The 18,128-nt window shown below is 34.9% G+C and carries 16 protein-coding genes and 1 pseudogene; 15 read left to right on the top strand and 2 right to left on the bottom strand.

All coding sequences use genetic code 11. The features are described 5' to 3' along the window. The first annotated feature begins 28 nt into the window (after positions 1-28). The 3 genes from ACNQF9_RS12580 to ctlX all read left to right on the top strand — a co-directional run bounded on the left by ACNQF9_RS12580 (position 29) and on the right by ctlX (position 3,289). Entirely contained in the window at positions 29-1,312 is a 1,284-nt protein-coding gene (locus tag ACNQF9_RS12580) for a citrate synthase (RefSeq protein ID WP_417961084.1), read from the top strand. Between the two features lie 64 nt (positions 1,313-1,376). Next, complete coding sequence (locus ACNQF9_RS12575; RefSeq protein WP_417961082.1) at positions 1,377-2,291, top strand: dimethylarginine dimethylaminohydrolase family protein; 915 nt, start codon at positions 1,377-1,379, stop codon at positions 2,289-2,291. A gap of 62 nt (positions 2,292-2,353) precedes the next feature. Continuing rightward, a complete protein-coding gene (gene ctlX, locus ACNQF9_RS12570) occupies positions 2,354-3,289 on the top strand; it encodes a citrulline utilization hydrolase CtlX (protein WP_417961079.1) in 936 nt (311 codons plus the stop codon). 49 nt (positions 3,290-3,338) lie between these two features. Here ctlX and ACNQF9_RS12565 read toward each other — a convergent pair whose 3' ends face one another. Further along, positions 3,339-3,968: a MarC family NAAT transporter gene (locus tag ACNQF9_RS12565; RefSeq protein WP_417961077.1), complete on the bottom strand. Its 630-nt coding sequence runs from the start codon at positions 3,966-3,968 to the stop codon at positions 3,339-3,341. A 144-nt stretch (positions 3,969-4,112) separates the two neighbouring features. Here ACNQF9_RS12565 and ACNQF9_RS12560 point away from each other — a divergent pair, with 144 nt between their 5' ends. Beyond that, a complete protein-coding gene (locus ACNQF9_RS12560) occupies positions 4,113-4,478 on the top strand; it encodes a CoA-binding protein (RefSeq protein WP_417961239.1) in 366 nt (121 codons plus the stop codon). 110 nt (positions 4,479-4,588) lie between these two features. Here the strand turns inward: ACNQF9_RS12560 and ACNQF9_RS12555 are convergent, their stop codons facing one another. Beyond that, entirely contained in the window at positions 4,589-6,097 is a 1,509-nt protein-coding gene (locus tag ACNQF9_RS12555; protein ID WP_417990320.1) for a sodium:solute symporter, read from the bottom strand. Positions 6,098-6,197: 100 nt separating this feature from the next. Here ACNQF9_RS12555 and recR point away from each other — a divergent pair, with 100 nt between their 5' ends. The 11 genes and pseudogenes from recR (at position 6,198) to ACNQF9_RS12500 (ending at position 18,125) form a co-directional block, all read left to right on the top strand. Further along, positions 6,198-6,818, top strand: a complete 621-nt coding sequence (gene recR / locus ACNQF9_RS12550) for a recombination mediator RecR (protein ID WP_417990319.1) — start codon at positions 6,198-6,200, stop codon at positions 6,816-6,818. Positions 6,819-6,890: 72 nt separating this feature from the next. Next, positions 6,891-7,682 (top strand): polysaccharide biosynthesis/export family protein, encoded by a 792-nt coding sequence (locus ACNQF9_RS12545; protein ID WP_417990318.1) that lies wholly within the window; start codon positions 6,891-6,893, stop codon positions 7,680-7,682. Between the two features lie 16 nt (positions 7,683-7,698). Beyond that, on the top strand, positions 7,699-10,155 hold the full coding sequence (locus ACNQF9_RS12540) for a polysaccharide biosynthesis tyrosine autokinase (RefSeq protein WP_417990317.1): 2,457 nt from the start codon (positions 7,699-7,701) through the stop codon (positions 10,153-10,155). A gap of 24 nt (positions 10,156-10,179) precedes the next feature. Further along, entirely contained in the window at positions 10,180-11,175 is a 996-nt protein-coding gene (locus ACNQF9_RS12535; protein WP_417961066.1) for an SDR family oxidoreductase, read from the top strand. Between the two features lie 80 nt (positions 11,176-11,255). Further along, the gene (locus ACNQF9_RS12530) at positions 11,256-12,647 is read left to right on the top strand and encodes a UDP-glucose 6-dehydrogenase (protein ID WP_417961064.1); all 1,392 of its coding nucleotides are present in this window, start codon (positions 11,256-11,258) and stop codon (positions 12,645-12,647) included. A gap of 109 nt (positions 12,648-12,756) precedes the next feature. Further along, positions 12,757-13,221, top strand: a complete 465-nt coding sequence (locus ACNQF9_RS12525; RefSeq protein ID WP_417961062.1) for a UpxY family transcription antiterminator — start codon at positions 12,757-12,759, stop codon at positions 13,219-13,221. A gap of 544 nt (positions 13,222-13,765) precedes the next feature. Further along, positions 13,766-15,049, top strand: coding sequence for a nucleotide sugar dehydrogenase (locus tag ACNQF9_RS12520; protein ID WP_417961060.1), 1,284 nt, complete (start codon positions 13,766-13,768; stop codon positions 15,047-15,049). A gap of 38 nt (positions 15,050-15,087) precedes the next feature. Next, positions 15,088-15,513, top strand: coding sequence for an adenylyltransferase/cytidyltransferase family protein (locus ACNQF9_RS12515; RefSeq protein WP_417961058.1), 426 nt, complete (start codon positions 15,088-15,090; stop codon positions 15,511-15,513). A 202-nt stretch (positions 15,514-15,715) separates the two neighbouring features. Further along, positions 15,716-16,723, top strand: coding sequence for a mannose-1-phosphate guanylyltransferase (locus ACNQF9_RS12510; RefSeq protein WP_417961056.1), 1,008 nt, complete (start codon positions 15,716-15,718; stop codon positions 16,721-16,723). A 3-nt stretch (positions 16,724-16,726) separates the two neighbouring features. Further along, a pseudogene (locus tag ACNQF9_RS12505) lies at positions 16,727-16,959 on the top strand (glucose-1-phosphate thymidylyltransferase); the annotation flags it as partial. Positions 16,960-17,126: 167 nt separating this feature from the next. Further along, positions 17,127-18,125 (top strand): NAD-dependent 4,6-dehydratase LegB, encoded by a 999-nt coding sequence (locus tag ACNQF9_RS12500; RefSeq protein ID WP_417961054.1) that lies wholly within the window; start codon positions 17,127-17,129, stop codon positions 18,123-18,125. Positions 18,126-18,128 lie beyond the last annotated feature (3 nt).

The raw sequence follows: 18,128 nt of genomic DNA, 5'->3' as shown, positions 1-18,128 counted from the left end.
ATTTTAAAAGTTTATTTTCAAATATATTATGTCAAAAACAGCAACATTAGAAATCGATGGAAAAAAAATTGAACTGCCTATAATTGTAGGAAGTGAAAATGAAGTTGCTATCGATATTAACAAATTACGAGATTTATCCGGTATAATTACACTTGATCCTGGCTATAAAAACTCAGGCTCTTGTACAAGTGACATTACTTTTCTAGATGGAGAGCTAGGGATTCTTCGTTACAGAGGCTATTCTATTGAAGATTTAGCAGAAAAAGCTGACTTCTTAGAGGTATCTTACCTTTTGATTTTTGGGGAATTGCCGACAGTTAAGCAATTAGCACAATTTGAAACGGATATTAGAAAATACACCTTGGTTAATGAAGAAATGAAAAACATCATTGATGGTTTTCCTAAGACAGCTCATCCTATGGGCGTTTTAGCTGCTTTGACAAGTGCTTTGACTGCATTTAACCCTAAATCGGTGAATGTTGAGAATGAAAAGGAAATGTATGAGGCCGTTTGTAAAACAATGGGTAAATTCCTTGTTATTGCAACCTGGACTTACAGAAAAAGTATGGGTTATCCTTTGAATTACTATGATAATACTAAAGGATATGTCGAAAATTTCATGCGATTAATGTTTGAATTGCCTACAGAGCCTTACACTGCAAATCCTGTAGTTGTCGATGCTCTAGATAAATTGTTTATACTTCACGGAGATCATGAACAAAACTGTTCTACATCTACGGTAAGAATGGTAGGTTCTTCGCATGCAGGATTATTTGCCTCTATTTCAGCTGGAGTTTCAGCTCTTTGGGGACCATTACACGGAGGTGCAAATCAAGCAGTTCTTGAAATGTTAGAAGAAATCCATAGAAATGGTGGTGATGCTGATAAATATATGGCTAAAGCCAAAGACAAAAACGACCCTTTTAGATTGATGGGTTTTGGTCATAGGGTCTATAAAAATTTCGATCCTAGAGCGAAAATTATTAAAAAAGCAGCTAACGAAGTTTTAGCAACTCTAGGAGTTGAAGACCCCATTCTTGCCATTGCTAAGAAATTAGAAGAGTCTGCTTTAGAAGATGAGTATTTCAAATCAAGAAATTTATATCCTAATGTTGATTTCTATTCGGGGATTATATACAGAGCTTTAGGAATTCCTACAGATATGTTTACCGTAATGTTCGCTATAGGTCGTTTACCAGGTTGGATCGCACAATGGAAAGAAATGCGTGAAAATAAGGAACCGATAGGAAGACCCAGACAAATTTATACGGGACAGCCTTTGAGGGATTTTGTGCCAACAGATAAAAGATAAAATCAGTTTAAAAAGCTTCACAAATTAGTGAAGCTTTTTTTATATTTGTCAAAAGCTAAATTAGATGTTAGAATTAAATATTAAGAATGAAACTTCGAAACTTCGGGCTGTAGTTCTAGGTTCAGCGGTCAATAACGGTCCTACGCCAAAGGCAGAAGAGGCCTACGATCCAAAATCATTGGAGCATATTTTAGCGGGGACCTATCCGCTAGAGAAAGATATGGTAAATGAAATAGAAGCCTTTAATTCCGTATTAAAAAAATATGATGTGACGGTTTATCGTCCGGAGATGATTGAAAATTACAATCAGATATTTACTAGAGACATTGGTTTTGTAATTGATGGTACTTTTGTAAAGTCGAATATTTTGCCCGAGAGGGAACGAGAGTTAGATGCAATTCAGTATGTAATTGACCAAATTGACCCTAAGAAAGTAGTGCGGCCTCCAGTAGAAGTCCATATAGAAGGGGGAGATGTCATGTTGTGGAACGAATACATCTTTATTGGTACGTATAAAGGAAGTGATTATAAAGACTATATCACGGCACGAACGAATATGGAAGGGGTTCAATATATCAAGGATTTATTTCCAAATAAAATTGTTAAAGAATTTGATTTGGTAAAATCTAAAATAGAGGCCCGGGATAATGCTTTGCATTTAGACTGTTGTTTTCAACCAGTGGGAAATGACAAAGGGATTATATATAAAAGCGGATTCCGCGAAGAAGCTGATTATTTGTTTCTAGTCAATCTTTTTGGAAAAAATAATTTATTTCATAGCACCAGAGAAGAGATGTATAATATGAATTCTAATATTTTTTCCATTGATACGGATGTTGTCGTTTCAGAACGAAACTTCACTAGATTGAACAATTGGCTGCGTGCAAACGGTTTTGTGGTGGAAGAAATTCCATACGCCGAAATTGCTAAACAAGAAGGATTGCTACGGTGTTCTACCCTGCCTTTAATTAGAGATTAATGATTTGTTTAATGTTTAACAACGTTAAACATTAAACTTTTTAATATTAAACTAAAAATAACATGAAACAAATAACAAATTCCATATTGATGATCCGTCCTGTTGCGTTTAGAATGAACGAACAAACGACGGTTAATAATTATTATCAGAAAGTAATAGACGGGCTTTTACCAGCAACAGTAAATGCCAAAGCGCAACAAGAATTTGACGCTTTTGTCGAGAAATTAAAAGCAGTAGGTGTTGATGTCACTGTTGTTGAGGATAGCTTGGCTCCGGATACACCGGATAGTCTTTTTCCGAATAATTGGATTTCTTTTCACGAGAATGGAGATGTAGCTTTGTATCCTATGTTTGCTGAAAATCGTCGTCAGGAACGTCGCGAAGATATTTTGGACATTCTGGAAGAGAAAGGGTTTGTGATTAATAATATTGTGGATTATACTTCAGCGGAAGAAGATGGTTTTTTCTTAGAAGGAACAGGGAGTTTACTTCTGGACAGGGTCAATAGTAAAGCATATTGTGCTTTGTCTCCCAGAGCAGATGAAGAATTATTTATCGAGTTTTGCGAAGATTTTGACTATGCGCCAGTGATTTTTGAAGCTTTTCAAACTGTCGATTCAGAACGGAAGCTGATATATCATACCAATGTAATGATGTGCTTGGGGGAAAATTTTGCAGTACTTTGCTCGGACTGTATCGATGATAAAAAAGAGCGTAAAATGGTGCTGGATAATCTAAAAGCAAACGGGAAGGAAATTATTTTAATCACCGAAGCGCAAATGAATAATTTTGCAGGTAATATGTTGGAAGTCCTTGGAGCAAATGACAAAAGCTATCTGGTTATGAGTGCAGCAGCGCATCAATGTTTGACTCCAAAACAAATTGGACAACTGGAAAAGCATGCTGAAATTTTGAGTTCCAGTCTGGATACTATTGAAGCTTGTGGCGGAGGAAGCGCCAGATGCATGATGGCAGAAATTTTCTTGCCTAGAAGTTAATTTTTTAAATTCAGGCAAAGAATTTGAACTTTGCCTGAATTTAAAATTTCTAGGTTAAATTTCCTTTTATAATATTTATAATGGCACTCACAATATATTGGATGCCAATGGCAATTACAATAAAACCAACAATTCTGGATATCGCTACAATTCCTGAGGCACCTAGAATTTTTGCTAAATAATGAGCGCTTTTCAGGATAACAAAAATGGCCACCGCAATTGCAAGAATAGCAAGCGAAGAGATTATTATCTCGCTAGTTGAATTGTGTTCCTGATAAAAAGCAATAAGCAAAGAAATAGAGCCAGGACCAGCAAGCATAGGTATTGCTAGTGGTGTTAATGCTATATCATTTCTTTTTTGAGCATCCGTTTCTGCTTTTTTATTAATACCTCTCTTTTTATTAAATTTCCCTGATAGTAATGAAAATCCAGAACTCACAATGATGATTCCTCCTGCGATTCGCAATGCGTCTATACTGATTCCAAAAAAAAGCAAAACATATTGTCCTATAAAGAACGAGACGATAAGTATGATGAAAACATTTATTGCTGTCCATAAAGAAATTCTGGATCGTTCTTTCTTGGTGTCATCTTGTGTAAGACCTACAAAAATAGGAACGGTACCAATAGGATTTAACACCGAAAAAAGGGCGACAAAAAGATAAATAAAGAGATCCATATGTTGTTTTTAAGGGTGTAAAAATACTCTTTTTTTACTTTTTAATGTTAGGGGAATGTTTTTTATTGCTTTTATAACTAAACCTAATAATTGCTAAACGCGTGAACCTTTTTGATTACTTTTGTGAAATATAATTACAACATGATAAAAAATAAAAAAACAGTAGTTCTTGGAGCTTCAACAAAACCTGTTAGGTATTCTTTTATGGCAATTGAAAAACTGGTCGAAAAAGGACATTCGGTTCTTGCGATTGGTCAAAATGCAGGAGAAGTTGCGGGTGTAAAAATCCAGACTAAAGCCATTCCACTTAAAAAAATAGATACGATTACTCTTTATTTAAATCCTGCACGTCAGCGCGATTACTATAATTACATCGTTGAAGCACAACCAAAACGTGTTATTTTCAATCCTGGCACGGAGAATCCGGAGTTTTATCAACTGTTAAAATTAAATGATATAAAGGTAGAAGTAGCGTGTACACTAGTTATGTTGGCAACGAATCAATATTAGTTTTTTTGGCGCTTTTTTTCAGCTGTTTGCTTTATCTATTCTTATCTCCTTAAAAAAGCGGGATAAGAAAAGGATGTCGCTGCTTACCAAAACTTCGGGGTGGCCTGAAACTAAAATCGTGTTTCTGAAGTAGCCTCTTTGCTAATCAAGAGTAATCCAATAAAAGTGATAAGCCCGTTTACGACAATCAGTTCGTTATCGAAGACATATCCCCAAAATAATGTTTTTGAATTTTCACTGATAAAGAAAGTCACAGCCGGTGATAATAAGCATATAATTGGAACCAGTTTGTCTTTGACTGTTTTTGATTTTACAAACAACCCAAAACAATACAATCCCAAAAGCGGACCATACGTGTAGGAAGCAACCCTGAAAATCATTCCTACAACAGAACTGTCATTAATAGCGTTAAAGAAAATAATGACTAGGAACATTAGAAACGAAAAGCCAATATGAACAAAATGTCTAGTTCGCACAATATTTGGTTTGTTTATATTTTCGACTTTATCCATTGCTAAAAAATCAACACAAAATGAAGTCGTGAGCGCGGTCAAAGCTGAATCTGTAGTCGCAAAGGTAGCTGCTGTCAATCCCAATAAGAAAATAATCGAAGGGATTATTGACAAATGGTTAAAGGCAATTTCAGGAAAAAGTAAATCGGTTCTGGGTTTTCCGGTAATTAAATCGGTTGGAACTTCTATCGCGTATTTGGCGGCATAAATATAAAGCAAAGCTCCTACACTGAGGAAAAATATATTGATAAGTACAAATATTCCAGTAAACGTAAACATGTTTTTTTGAGCTTCACCAATGTTTTTACAACTGAGATTTTTTTGCATTAAATCCTGATCCAAGCCTACCATCGCAATCGTTACAAAAATCCCTCCCAGAATTTGTTTAACAAAATGAAATTTATTGGAGACAAAATCTTCCCAGAAGAAAACCTTGGAATAATTACTGTTTTTTACTTCTTCGAAAGCTTCAAAAGCTGATAAGTTTAAACTTTTACAGATAAAAAAAATAGTTAGGAAAACCGAAGTCACCAGGAAAAAAGTTTGTAACGTATCTGTAATTATTATGGTTTTCAACCCACCACGATAGGTGTATGCGAAAATTAAAACCAGCGAAATCATAACGGTAACGGCAAACGGAATTCTGTAAAAGTCAAATACATACCGTTGTAAAACTATAACAACAAGGTATAATCTAAACGAGGAACCGATTGTTCGGCTAATCAAGAAAATAGTTGCGGCAGTCTTATAGGAATAAATTCCCAATCGGTGTTCAATATACCCATAAATCGAAGTGAGATTCATGCGGTAATAAAGTGGAAGCAATACTTTTGCAATTAGAATAAATCCAATTGCATTTCCCAATACAAATTGGAAATATTTGAATTGCTCCCCATTGGGAGAGCCTACTTCTCCCGGAACCGAAATGAAGGTTACTCCGGAAAGGGCTGTCCCAATCATACCGAAAGCGACCAAATACCACCGGGAGTTTTTATTGGCTTTAAAAAAAGCCTCATTTCCACTGTCTTTTTTACTAACAAAATGAGAAATCAAAAATAGAATTCCGAAATAGAGTATTATTAATGATAGAATGGTAAATGGTGTCATTTTATGTACATATTGGTTGTGCCAAAGTACATAAATAATCTTCAAATTTTTCAAATTTTCTATTCCGTACGTTTACCACAAATTGACTACTTTTGCTGTTATGGAATTTTCTTCGAAATTAATAGAAAAAGCAGTAAATGAAATGTCTCAGTTGCCTGGAATAGGTAAACGAACGGCTTTGCGATTGGTCTTGCATTTGTTAAAGCAGCCCAAGGAACAGACCGGTTTTTTAGCACAAGCCTTAGTCGCCATGCGCGAAGATATTAAGTACTGTGCAAGTTGTCATAATATTTCGGATAGTATGTTGTGCGAAATTTGCGCTAATCAGTCGCGAAACCATCAGATTATTTGTATTGTCGAGGATATTCGGGATGTTATGGCTATTGAAAACACGGGTCAGTTTAGAGGAATTTATCATGTTCTTGGTGGTAAAATTTCCCCTATTGACGGAGTGGGTCCCAGTCAGTTGAATATTACTGCATTAGTCGAAAAAGTAAAATCGGGTAGTGTACACGAAATTATTTTTGCGTTAAGCTCTACAATGGAAGGCGATACCACTAATTTTTATATTTACAAACAAATTGCGGATTGTGAACTAATTATTTCTACTATAGCCAGAGGGATTTCGGTGGGTGATGAGCTGGAATATGCCGATGAAGTTACCTTAGGGAGAAGTATTTTGCAAAGAGTCCCTTTTGAAAAGTTTTTTAAAAATAATTAATTTGTTTAAAAAATAGCGTTACTAAATAATAGTAAATGAAAAGCTATATTTGTCTATAAAAAAATATTAAAAATGAGCAGATCCATACTCTATTTATTGATCGTTATTAGTGTGTTGCTTACCTCGTGTATTCCAACTAAAGATTTAATCTATCTTCAGAAAAAAGATAATTCACCAGATGGAAGTACAATAGCCGCAGTACAATCGAAACCGTATCGATTGCAAATTAATGATGTTTTGAGTATTACTATTAAAGCGATAGATCCAAAATTAGTTAGTATTTTTAATACTACTAATAGTGATGTTGCAGCTGGCAAATCAGAGTCAGGATTGTATTTTGATGGCTTTACAGTTGATGATCATGGCAATATAAGAATTCCAGTTTTGGGGGATTTAAATGTAATTGGGTATACCCTTGATGAAGTTAGATTGCAAGTTGAGAAGCAATTATTAGCCGAATACTTCAATAAGGAAGCTAATATTTTTGTGACTGTAAAACTAGCCGGTTTTCGGTATACAATCAACGGAGAAATAGGTGGTCCTGGGACAAAAACCTTATTTCAGGAACATGTAAATATTATGGAAGCAGTTGCTAATGCAGGTGATATTACGATCACTGGAGATCGAAAATCAGTAACAATTATGCGAAAAACTCCTACTGGAGTAGAAATGCATGATCTAGACCTTACGGATATTAATGTGATGAAATCGCCTTATTTTTATTTACAGCCCAATGATTATGTATATATTAAACCACTCAAACAGAAAACTTGGGGAACCGGAAAAACAGGCATAGAATCATTAGGGACAATTATTACGTTGTTGTCTTTAGCCACAACTACTTTTTTGCTATTAAAAAATTAAAAACTGAGTTTAAAAAATGTTAGATATAAAAGATTTTTCCATTTTTGAAAACCAAGTCAGCTTTGACTTCAAAGGATTTCTAATAAAAATTGGAAGTTATTGGAAATGGTTTTTGATCAGTCTATTGATCACTTTTACGGTGGCCTATCAGGTAAACATTCGTAAAGAAAAAATCTACGGTATGGAAACCCTTATTGCCGTAAAAGAAGAAAGCAATCCTCTTTTTACGTCAAATACCAGTTTGGTTTTTAACTGGGGTGGTACTTCAGATCAGGTTCAAGCGATTTCTACAACGTTAAAGTCTCGTTCACACAATGAGTTGGTGGTCGATAAACTGCAATACTATATTGATTATAAGGTTCAGGGCGAATATAATTTGGTAGACGCGTATGGTGCCGTGCCCTTTTTTGTAACGATAGACAAATCAAAAGGTCAGCTGACAGGAACACGCATTGGAATTGCGTTTTTGAGTGAAAATGAATATGAAATCAGAATTTCATTTGAGAATCCAAGCGTTTCATTATTAACCTATACCGATAATTCATACAGGAGTACTGCAGTCGAAACGGGCGATTTTGTCAAGAGATATAAAGTAGGGCAGCAAGTCTCTTTGCCATTTTTAAATTGGAAATTACAAATAAAGGATAATCCTGGTTTTTATAAAGGAAACGAATATTTTGTGCAGTTTAATGATTTTGATGGAACAGTTTCCGCATACAAAGGATTAAGTGTTCAGTCAGACGAGAAAGGAAGTTCAATAATTACTTTAGGGATGCAAGGTACCAATAAAGCCCGAATGGTAGAATATTTGAACGCCACGGTTAAGATGCTTATTAAAAGACAACTAGATAGTAAGAATCAGTTTGCTACGAATACCATAGCTTTTATAGACAGTACATTAGTTGCAATGGAATCCCAGCTTAAAGAAACGGGTAACGAACTGAAAACTTTTAGAAAAGGAAAGAATATTTATGATATAGAGGAGGGTGGAGCAAAGTTTTCGGAAAAGATTTTAGAATTTGATGTTAAGAAAGACGAGGTTAATCGTAAAATGGCCTATTACAATTCCTTAAAAGCATATCTTAAAAATAGCGTAAATTATGCCAAACTGCCGGCACCATCTGTAGCAGGAATTGAAGACCCAAATATTGTAGTAAATGTTTCGAAACTAATAGCGTTATCGACTCAAAGATCCGAAATGGCGTATGCTGTTAAGAGTGATAAGATTTTCAAAGATTTTGATAATCAAATGGAAGCCGTTAAAAATGTACTGTTAGAAAACATTGCTACGGCAAAATCCTCATTGCAGTATGATTTGGCTATGGTTAGCAGTAAAATAAATCAAACAGAAAGCACTATAAAGCAACTCCCTGAGGATCAGCAGGAATTGATTAAAATTAAAAGAAAATATGATTTAAGTGATAATATTTATAGCACGTTTCTTCAAAAAAGAAGCGAAGCTGATATTGTGAAAGCGGCAAATTTATCTGATGTTCATTTTATAGATCCTGCAAAGGATGTTGGAGGCGGGTTGATTGGTCCTAAAACTTCCGTTAATTATGTATTGGCATTATTTCTTGGAATTCTATTTCCGTTAATTTTTGTCTTTGGAGTTTTTTTTATCAATAATTCGATTCAAAATGTGGAGGATGTCAGTAAAATGACAAAAATTCCTTTAATAGGAGTTGTTGGTGTAAACAGGGAAGCTACAAATTTAGCCGTGTATGATAAACCAAAATCAGCTTTGTCCGAATCATTTAGGGCGATTCGTTCCTCACTTCAGTTTTTGTACAAACAACAAAATGTTGATGGGGCTAAGACTTTAATGATAACCTCCTCGGTAAGTGGTGAAGGAAAAACATTTTGTTCGATAAACATTGCTACGGTATTTGCCTTGAGTGAGAAAAAAACAGTGGTTATAGGGCTTGATTTGAGAAAACCCAAATTAGCTTTGGAATTTAATTTATCAAAGGATGTGGGAGTAGTTAATTATTTAATCAAGCAAAAAACGGTTGATGAAATTATAAACCATACTCATATTCCATATTTGGATGTAATATTATCAGGACCCATTCCTCCCAATCCAGCCGAGATGATTATGAGTGAGAGAATGAAAGATCTGATTGAGGAGTTGAAGAAAAAATACGATTATATTATATTAGACACTCCACCAGTGGGTCTAGTTTCGGACGCGTTAGAATTAGTACAATATTGCGATGTAACGCTGTATATTGTAAGACAGAATTTTACTAAAAAGGACATGATAACCTTGTTGAACAATCGAGTGAAACGCGGAGAATTAAACAATACTAGCATAATTTTGAACGGTTTAGAAAACAAGGCAAAATATGGCACGGGTTATGGCTATGGATACGGCTACGGTACTTATGCAAACGGGTATTATGAAGAGGATAAGCCGAAAAGTATTTATCAGAATATAGCGCAAAAGATATTAAAAAAGCCAACCAAGTAACGGGTTGTTTTAAAATCAAATCAAATGATAGAGGAAGTACAAAAAGTGATTTTAATTACTGGAGGAGCAGGATTCATAGGTTCTAATCTTTGTGATTATTTTTTATCAAAAGGCTATAAGGTGGTTTGTTTAGACAATTTTGCCACAGGGCACAGACATAATCTAAAAGATTTTATAAACCATCCCAACTTTTGTTTGATTGAAGGTGATATTCGTATTGCAACAGATTGTGCAACTGCGGTTAAAGGAGTAGATTATATATTGCATCAGGCGGCTTTAGGGTCAGTGCCAAGGTCTATCAATGACCCTGCGACGACGAATGATGTTAATGTTTCCGGATTTTTGAATATGCTGGTAGCAGCAAGAGATGAAAAAGTAAAACGCTTTGTATATGCGGCAAGTTCCTCTACGTATGGGGATTCTGACTTGTTGCCAAAAGTAGAAGAAGTAATTGGAAAACCACTTTCTCCTTATGCCATAACGAAATATGTAAATGAGTTGTATGCTGAGATTTTTAGCAGAACTTATGGTTTAGAAACAATAGGCTTGCGTTATTTTAATGTTTTTGGAAGAAAGCAAGATCCGAATGGGGCATATGCTGCTGTTATTCCAAAATTTGTGCAGCAATTCATTGCATTAGAAAGTCCAAAAATAAATGGGGATGGAAATTATTCTCGCGATTTCACTTATATTGATAATGTGATTCAAATGAATGAGTTGGCCATGTTGACACAAAATCCAGAGGCGATCAATACCGTTTATAATACAGCGTATGGAGATAGAAATACGTTGAATGATTTAGTTACGTATCTGAAAGAATTTCTAGTCGAGTTCAATTCCAAAATTGGAAGTATTGTGGTTGAGTATGGTCCTAATAGAGCGGGAGATATTCCACATTCATTAGCGAGTATAGATAAAGCAAAAAGATTGCTTGGCTACAATCCCAAATTCACGATGCAAGAAGGATTGAAAGTTGCGGTGAAGTGGTATTGGGAGAACTTGCAGGACAAAAGAAATTAGAGACTAGAAAATGTGAGAGGCATCAAGTAAGAATAGAGAGAAGCACGAGCAGAATAAATACAGAATTGAAAAATAAAAGAATGAAAATCACAAAAATTTGTTGCATCGGCGCCGGCTATGTTGGTGGTCCCACTATGGCAGTCATCGCTCAAAAATGTCCACACATACATGTAACTGTAGTCGATTTGAATGAAGATCGAATTGCGGCTTGGAATGACGAAAATGTAGCTAATATTCCTATTTATGAACCCGGATTAGATAAAATTGTTGCGGAAGCACGGGGTAGAAATCTGTTTTTCTCTACTGATGTAGATAAAGCAATAGATGAAGCTCAAGTGATTTTTATATCGGTAAATACACCCACTAAGACCTATGGAAAAGGAAAAGGGATGGCGGCAGACTTGAAATATATTGAGTTGTGTGCCAGACAAATTGCGCGAGTAGCCAAAGACAATAAAATAGTAGTTGAAAAATCGACACTGCCCGTACGAACAGCAGAGGCGATTAAAAGCATTCTGGATAATACGGGTAACGGAGTGCAGTTTCAAATTCTATCCAATCCGGAGTTTTTAGCTGAAGGAACAGCCGTTTCTGATTTATTAAATCCGGATCGAATCCTTATCGGAGGTGATTCTACAGCGGAAGGTCAGAGCGCCATTCAGTCCCTTGTTGCTGTATATTCGAATTGGGTTGCTTCAGATAAAATATTAACCACTAATGTTTGGTCTTCTGAGTTGTCTAAGCTTACCGCCAATGCTTTTTTAGCACAACGCATTTCTTCGATAAACGCTATGTCCGAACTTTGTGAAAAAACAGGAGCAGATGTGAATGAAGTAGCAAAAGCGATCGGAATGGACAGTAGGATAGGGTCGAAATTTCTAAAAGCTTCCGTTGGTTTTGGAGGTTCTTGTTTTCAAAAAGATATTCTAAATTTAGTTTACATCGCAAAATCGTATGGTTTACATGAAGTTGCGGATTATTGGGAGCAAGTAATAATCATGAATGACCATCAAAAAAGACGGTTCTCTACTACAATTGTTCAGACACTTTATAACACGGTTTCCGATAAAAAAATCACTTTTTTGGGTTGGGCCTTCAAAAAAGACACCAATGACACCAGAGAATCTGCCGCTATTTATGTTGCGGATGATTTGATCAATGAGCACGCCAAAATTGCAGTTTATGATCCAAAAGTTTCTAGTAAAAAAATCGTAGCCGATCTAAATTATTTAGAGACAAGAAATGCGGAGAGCAATGCCGACAGTATATGTTCGTTTGTAGATCCTTATGAAGCGTGCCAAAATGCACATGCTATCGCTGTACTGACAGAGTGGGATGAGTTTATAACGTATGATTGGCAAAAAATATATGATTCTATGCAAAAACCCGCTTTTGTTTTTGACGGTCGAAACTTGCTAAACGGTCCTGATTTGCGAGCAATTGGCTTTATTTATCAGGCGATTGGCTCTTAATGGAAAAATATAATAGCAGCGTTAAAAAAGAATGGAGCCCAGTTTTTTTTAGCTATAATAGTGTATTCTAAATAAGTTGTGAAAATTAATTATTATTACAAAGCAGAAGATGAATTGGTATGTAGTGTATACAAAGCCCAAATGGGAGAAAAAAGTTGCAGAACAATTAAAAAAAATTGGAATTGCGTGTTATTGTCCTTTGATTATACAAGAACGGCAATGGTCGGATAGGAAAAAAAAGGTAGAAGTGCCACTTTTTAATTCGTATGTATTTGTTCAGGTTGGGGAAACGGATAGGAACTCCGTGTTTCAATCAGTGGGTGCTGTGCGGTATTTATTTTGGTTGGGAAAGCCGGCTGTAGTCAGGGACGAAGAAATTACGGTAATAAAAAAATGGCTCAATACGGCAGATGGGAATGAAGTTATGGTAGAGACTTATCAAATTGGGGATAGTATTCAATTGGAATCAGGACCTTTTACCAACCATAAAGCTAAAATTAAGGAGGTCACCAATACGCATTATGTGTTGGTTTTAGAATCTTTAGGATGTGTTTTGAAAATGAAAATCAAGTAAATAAGGATTAAGGTATTTCATTTTTAAAAATATATTTTTAATATTTTTGATTTCTGTTTGTGTATGTAGTACAGGTGTTTTAAAAAGGGTATAATTGTTGAAATTAAGGGGTGGAAAATAACGATTGTCAATTGTAAGAACTTTTGTTGGAATTAGAAAAAGATTAATATTTTTCATGATTTGTTTATTTAGTGTAGGGGGTACAAAATCAAATTTTAAATTTTTCTAGTAAAGAATCTTTAAAAAGCGATAATTTAGTAGTAAAAGTCATTGTTTTTGGGGTTGTTTATTCTCATTAAATTAGGTGATTTTTTAAAAATAACATTTGATTATTTTTTGTTATTATGATTGATTTTAAGCTTGTTATGTTTTATTTGATTAATTATCCGTATTTCAAAATTCCGAATGGTTTAAAATTTTAAAATGAATGGCATATTCTAGTTATATTTGCGCCACAATTAGCTCGGTTCCCATTCATTATTATGTGAGTAGGAAGCGCGAAGCGGTGGAATAAGCCGAAGAGTAGTTAATTCGAATCATCACCATGAGTTCAACTTTAAAAATAGCAGTATTAGGTTTAGGTTATGTAGGTTTGCCATTGGCTAGGCTATTTGCTACGAAGTATGCGGTGGTAGGATTTGATATCAATCAGTCCAGAGTGGCTTCCTTGCAATCAGGTACTGATACTACATTTGAAGTAACCGATGACGTATTACAAAAAGTACTGTTAGAAAAATCAAGTAATGCTATTGGCTTGTATTGCACAGCGGATATAGCGGATATAGCTGACTGTACGTATTATATTGTAACGGTTCCCACTCCTGTTGATAAAAATAATCGTCCTGATTTGACTCCTTTATACAAATCCAGTGAAGCGATAGCAAGTGTTTTAAAAAAAGGAGATATTGTTATTTATGAATCTACCGTATATCCGGGTGTTACAGAAGAGGAATGTGTGCCGGTATTGGAAAAAGTTTCAGGACTACAATTCAATGTTGATTTTTTTGCGGGATATTCTCCTGAACGGATTAATCCGGGTGATAAAGAGCACACCGTAGATAAGATTTTAAAAGTCACTTCAGGATCTACACCAGAAATTGGATTAAAAGTAGATGCATTATATAAATCCATCATCACAGCGGGAACGCATTTGGCACCTTCTATAAAAGTAGCCGAAGCGGCAAAGGTAATTGAAAACTCACAACGCGATATCAATATTGCTTTTGTAAACGAATTGGCTAAAATATTTAATTTAATGAATATTGACACCCACGCCGTTTTGGAAGCAGCGGCGACAAAGTGGAATTTTATTCCTTTCAAACCGGGATTAGTTGGCGGACATTGTATTGGAGTAGATCCCTATTATTTGGCTCAACGAGCCCAAGAGTTTGGGTATCATCCTGAAATTATTTTGGCAGGGAGGCGATTGAATGATAGTATGGGGGATTATGTGGCTTCACAAGTGGTAAAGGGAATGATTAAGAAAGGAATTTCTGTTAATGGCGCTTCACTTTTGATGCTGGGTATCACTTTCAAAGAAAACTGTCCGGATGTACGCAATACAAAAATTGTTGATGTAATAGCTGCTTTGACGGATTACGGAATTACAGTAACTATTTATGACCCTGTTGCTAATACATTTGAAGTCCAACACGAATACGGATTAAACACGACCAACACATTGCCCAATGAAAAATTTGATGCTATAGTTTTAGGTGTAGCGCATGCTGCATTTTTAGATTTAGACTTAGCGGTATTGCAAAAATCAACGAGTTTGTTGTATGATGTGAAAGGAGTTTTAGGTAATGGAGTTGACGGAAGACTGTAAGAAATGCCTTAATTATTCAAGATATAACAGTGGAAAATATGAAAATAGGAATTACATTTAGTGCTTTTGATTTGTTGCATGCAGGACATATAAAAATGTTAGAAGAAGCGAAACATCAATGTGATTATTTGATTGCCGCTTTACAAACAGATCCTACAATCGACAGACCTGAAAAAAACAGACCTACCCAGACTGTAGTAGAACGTTATATTCAACTGAAAGGGTGTAAGTATGTAGATGAAATAGTTCCTTATGCGACAGAACAAGATTTAGAGGATATTTTGCGTTCGTTTAAAATCGACGTTCGAATTATTGGCGATGAATATAAAGATAAAAGTTTCACAGGGCGTAGTTATTGTGATGAAAAAGGGATTGCACTTTTTTTTAACGTGCGGGATCACCGTTTTTCCAGTAGTAGTCTTCGTAAAGAAATAAAGGAAAAAGAATTGATAAAAGAAAAGTAAAAAAGTTGCCTGTAATTTTATTGGCACCATCAAATAAAAGATAAAGGAAATCCTAAAAAAAACCGATACCATATCATCGACAACACGATATGCGTCACTTTGAGTGTTTTTTAGCAGCGAAACGGATAAAAAATGTATCGAGAAGCTTTTGAAAACAAAAACCTATCGATTAACCGTTAACGGATAACAGATAACCAACCACATGCAAAATAAAAAATCAATTATACACGTCATTCTTACTGGAGGAGTTGGAAGTCGATTGTGGCCTCTGTCGCGCAAAAGTCAACCAAAACAGTATTTAGACATTTTTGACGGTAAATCGCTGTTTGAAATGACCGTAGATCGCAATCGCAACATCGCCGATAAAGTGATGGTTGTTGGGAATATTGATAACTGTCATTTGAGCAGAAAAATTTTAGAAAAAACGAACAATGCTTATATAGACATCATTGAATCAACTCCAAGGAATACGGCTGCAGCCATCGCGTTCGCTGCTTTTGCCGCTGATCCGGACGATATTTTGATTGTAACACCCTCTGACCATATTATTGGCGATATGGCTGAATATGAAACGGCAATCCAAGAAGCAGTTGAAAAAGCTGCTAAAGGCTCTATTGTTACTTTTGGTATTGTGCCTACCAAACCGGAAACGGGATATGGGTATATTGAACGTAAAGGAGATGATGTAATTTCGTTTAGAGAAAAACCCAACCAAGTTTCGGCGCGAGATTTCATTGCTAAAGGAAATTTTCTATGGAATAGCGGGATGTTTTGTTTTAAAGCGGGAGTTTTATTAGAAGAATTGAAAGCTTTTCACCCTGAGGTGTATGAGAAATCAAAATTGGTTTGGGAAAGTAATACCAATGGAAATTTAGATTTGGCTCTATCTATGGATATTCCTTCGATTAGCATTGATTACGCGGTGATGGAGCGAAGTAAAAAAATAAAAGTGGTGTCCGCTAAATTTGACTGGTCTGATTTGGGTTCTTTCGAATCGGTCTATGATTATTTAGTTACCATTGGTCATAAAGTGGATGAAAACGGAAATATGGTCATTGGAACTAATAATTACACCGCTTTTATAGGCGTTAAAGACACTATTTTTGTTTATACACCTACGGCCAATTTAATTTTGAAAAAAGAATTTTCACAGGATGTTAAGAGTGTGTATAATGCTCTTGAACGCAATAAGTCAGATCTGTTGAATTAGAAAGGATGTGGTTTTGCCTGGTTAGACACGGGCACTAATGAGTCCTCACTAGAAGCGAGAAATTTGATATAAACCATTGAAAAAACACAACGTCTAAAGTAGCTTGTTTAGAAGAAATTTCTTTTGAAAAGGGTTACATTTCTAGAGAAAAACTAGTGGAGCAAGCAACGCCATTACGTAAAAATAAATATGGTCAGTATTTGTTGCGATTGTCTCATAAAGCTCATAGAAAATAGTAGTTTTATAAAAATGAAGAATGAATAATACTGTTAAGTTTTTTTTCATATTTGAATAAAACGGCACAAACAAAGTATTGATTTTATATAATTTTAATCTCTAAACTAAACACAAATTAAAATCATATAGACATCAATATTGTTTTAGTAACAACAAAATTTAAATAATGGAATTAATAAATAAAAAAATACTAGTAACTGGAGCTGATGGTTTTATAGGTAGTCACTTAGTTGAAGAACTTTTATTAGAGGGTGCAAAAGTTAAAGCATTTGTATATTATAACTCATTTAATAGTTGGGGTTGGTTAGATTCCTTACCTAAAAACATATTAAGTCAAATTGAAATCTTTACCGGAGATATAAGAGATCCTAATGGTGTACGCACTGCTATGAGTGATGTTGATATTGTCTTTCATTTAGCTGCTCTAATAGCAATTCCTTTTAGTTATCATTCACCAGATTCTTATATTGATACAAATATCAAGGGTACATTAAACATAGTTCAAGCAGCTAAGGACTTGCAAATTGAGCGTGTTTTAATTACTTCAACTTCTGAGGTATATGGTACTGCACAATATATTCCTATTGATGAAAATCATCCTCGCCAGTCTCAATCACCTTATTCTGCATCAAAAATTGGAGCTGATTGTATTGCAGATTCATTCTACAGGAGTTTTGGATTGCCTTTAACTATTGTTAGACCATTTAATACCTATGGTCCTAGACAATCTGCTAGAGCAGTTATTCCTACAGTTATTACTCAATTATTAAACGGTATGGAAGAAATAAAATTAGGAGACGTTATACCTACAAGAGACTTACTTTTTGTTAAAGATACGGTAAAAGGTTTTGTTGAAATTGCAAAGTCTGATAGCTTAATCGGTCAAGATTGTAATATAGCTACGCAATCTGAAATATCAGTTAAGGACTTAGCTCAGGAGTTAATTAGGCAAATTAACCCTAATGCTAAAATAATTACTGACCAAGAAAGAATGAGGCCAGAAAAGTCAGAAGTTTTTAGGCTTTATGGATCTAATAAAAAAATATTAGAAAACACTAATTGGAAACCATCTTATGATTTATCTCAAGGATTAGCTGAAACAATAAATTGGTTCAAAAATTCTGAAAATTTAAAAAGATATAAAGCTGATATTTATAATATTTAATTT

The sequence above is a fragment of the Flavobacterium amylolyticum genome (genome assembly GCF_048284335.1).
Taxonomy (GTDB): domain Bacteria; phylum Bacteroidota; class Bacteroidia; order Flavobacteriales; family Flavobacteriaceae; genus Flavobacterium.
Note: the sequence above shows the minus strand (reverse complement) of the source record. Positions and strands in the feature narration are given on the sequence as shown.